3 protein-coding genes are annotated in these 2946 nt (G+C 67.8%); all 3 read right to left on the reverse strand.

The window, feature by feature from the left end:
• Nucleotides 1-813 (reverse strand): DUF4097 family beta strand repeat-containing protein (locus VML93_RS29215; RefSeq protein ID WP_325615838.1); only part of this gene is annotated, 813 nt, incomplete at its 3' end.
• 17 nt (nucleotides 814-830) lie between these two features.
• Nucleotides 831-1553: an ABC transporter permease gene (locus tag VML93_RS29220; RefSeq protein WP_325615842.1), complete on the reverse strand. Its 723-nt coding sequence runs from the start codon at nucleotides 1551-1553 to the stop codon at nucleotides 831-833.
• A 17-nt stretch (nucleotides 1554-1570) separates the two neighbouring features.
• Nucleotides 1571-2515: an ATP-binding cassette domain-containing protein gene (locus VML93_RS29225; protein WP_325615840.1), complete on the reverse strand. Its 945-nt coding sequence runs from the start codon at nucleotides 2513-2515 to the stop codon at nucleotides 1571-1573.
• Nucleotides 2516-2946 lie beyond the last annotated feature (431 nt).

The following is a 2946-nucleotide window of genomic DNA, read 5'->3' on the forward strand; positions in this document are numbered from 1 at the left end:
GATGTCGCCGTGCCGCGTGCGGGCGTGAACCATGACCGTGCGGTCCGACCGGTCAGGGTTTCCCTGCGGGGAAACGAAGTCGTGCACCGCCCCTCGCTCGCTGCTGACGTCGATGGAGGCAGCGGTACCCTCGGCGATGCCGACCTCGATGTTTCCCGAGCCGTTCATCAGCTTCGCCTGACCGTGTGTCATCCGGCCGATCCGGATGGCACCGTTGCCGGTCGTGGCGGTGATGCTGCCGTCGGCGCGGTCGATGTCGAAGTCGCCGCGGCCGCTGCTGAGATCGAGGTCGGCCGAGGCATGGCCGATCCAGGCCTGCCCGCCCGAGCTGGACAGCGTGACAGCGCCGTTGACCTCGCCGAGCCGCATCGCGAACGCCCCGCCGTCGATGCTGGCGCGCCCGGCGATGTGGCCGATCGCGACCTCACCCGACGCGATGCTCGCCTGCAGCGCGCCGATGCGGTCCAGCTGGACCTGCCCCGAGGCCAGTTGCAGCTCGCACTGGCCGACTGGGCCATCCACCTGAACGCTCGAGTGCGCGAGGTGCACGGCCAGGCTGGAGCCGACGGGCAGGTCGATCGTGATGGCGACCGAACCGCTCTTGTCCCCAGAGGTGGTCGTCTTGACCGAGAGCTGGCCGTCGGCGAAGCCGACCCTGGTGTTGCTGGCCACCTTGACGTCTGACCGGCTCGCCGGGTTGATGGGTTCGACCAGCACCACGGTTTCGGTCCGGTCGCTCGCGGTGGCCCGCACCCGGGCGCCGGCGACTTCTACGGTGGCGGTGATGGGCTGCGGTGTGGCGAATGTAGGCATCAAACTTCTCCTCTCGGTCAGGCCCGCTTCTTGAAGGTGGAGAGCGACCACAGGTAACCGGCCAGGGCGATCCCGGCGCACCAGGCGACGGCGGTGATCGCGTCGCTCGCGGACGGCGCACCGGCCAGCAGCCCGCGCAATGTGTCGATGATCGGCGTGAAGGGCTGGTATTCCGCGAATTGCCGTACGCCCTCGCCCATCTTGGCCACCGGCACGATCGCGCTGCTCAGGAACGGCAGCAGGATCAGCGGAATGATGGCCATCCCCGCCGATTCCGGGGTTTTGGCGAACAGTCCCAGCGCGACCGTGAGCCAGCTGGCCGCGAAGCCCACGAGCGCGACGAGGCCGATCACGCCGAGCCAGTCGAGCAGGCTCGCCTCCGGCCGGAACCCCAGCCCGAAGGCCACTCCGATGATGGCCGCAATGGCGATGAAACTGGTGATCATGCTGGCGACGACATGAGCGCTCAGCACGGCGCCGCGGGATATATCCATCACCTTGAACCGGTTGATGATTCCCTTCGTCATGTCGGTGTTCACGGCCAGCGCGGTCGCGCTCAGCCCGTAGCAGATAGCCAGGACGATCATGCCCGGCGTCGCATAGTCGATGTACTTGCCGCCGACGCTGAAAGCGGCGCCGATCACGTACACGAACATCAACAGCAGCACGACAGGGAATATGACCGCGTTGAACACCGCGGTCGGGTTACGGACGGTGTGCTTGAAGTTGCGGCGCAGCATGATCACCGAATCGGTGCTCATCGTGCGACCTCCTCAGTGTTGGCGTGACCGGTCAGGGCCAGGAAAACGTCGTCGAGGTCCGGCGTGTGCACGGAGAACTCCTCGGGTTCGATCGCGTACTCATCGAGCTGGGCCAGCAGCGTCCGCAGCGACTTGACTCCACCGTCGCTGGGCACCCGCAAAGTCAGGTCCTCGTCGTCCCGCGTGGCGCCGGCCAGGACCAGCGCCGCCGCGTCGAGTTCGCGGACGCTGGTGAACCGCAGGCGGACGTGACTGCCGGGGACCTGGCGCTTGAGCTCGCCGGGAGTGCCCTCCGCGACCAGGCGCCCCTGGTCGAGCACGGCGATCCGGTCGGCCAGCTGATCGGCCTCGTCGAGGTACTGGGTGGTAAGGAAGATGGTCACGCCGTCGGCCACCAGCTCGCGGATGATGCCCCACATCGTGCGGCGGCTGCGTGGATCCAGTCCCGTCGTCGGCTCGTCCAGGAAGATGATCTGGGGGTTGCCGACCAGGGTCATGGCCAGATCCAGCTTCCGGCGCATACCGCCGGAATAGGTCGATACCAGCTTCTGCGCCGATTCGGCCAGATCGAAGCGCTCCAGCAGTTCCGCGACAATCCGCTTGCCGTCGCTGGTGCCCAGGCGCTTGAGGTCCGCCATCAGCTGCAGGTTTTCCTGCCCGGTCAGCAGCTCGTCCACGGCCGCGAACTGACCAGTGACCCCGACCACCGCGCGCACCGCCTTGGTCTCGGCGGCCACGTCGTGGCCGCCGATCCGTACCGTCCCAGCGTCGGCTTTCATCAACGTGGTCAGCACGTTCACCGTTGTCGTTTTGCCCGCCCCATTGGGGCCGAGCAGGGAAAAAACGGTGCCCGCTGGAACATCGAGATCGATGCCGCCGAGCACGGTCTTGTCCCCGAATGCCTTCCGCAGTCCGGAAACTGCGATTGCCGAAGTTGTCATGCGACCACCATCGGCGCCCGGCCTGACACCGGTCTGTCACGCCCCTGACACGGCCCCTGACATGGGGCTGCGCCTGCTGGCTAGGGGTGGGCAGCGGCGAAGTTCAGCAGCAAGGTGGCGGTCGTCCGCGGGTCTTCGAATATCGGGGTGTGTCCCACGCCCGGCAGCAATTCGACGCGCCCATCGTCGCCGCGAAGGACCGGTAGGTCATCGCCTGGGTGTGCGCGATGAGCGCGTCGGGGATGTCGACCGGGCGGGTGAAGCCGCTGCGCGCGGCCTTCCGGACGGTGCCCTCAGTTTTCAGCCGCCACCGCCACCACCGCGGCGCTGCGCCCCCCGGCCAGCAGGCGGGCCGCGTGGTCGAAACGCACCAGCCGTGCGGCGTGCTTGGGGGTGAGGCCGATCTGAGCCCGGAACCGGGACCACAGCCG

This window comes from Mycobacterium sp. (assembly GCF_035499775.1).
GTDB lineage: Bacteria > Actinomycetota > Actinomycetes > Mycobacteriales > Mycobacteriaceae > Mycobacterium.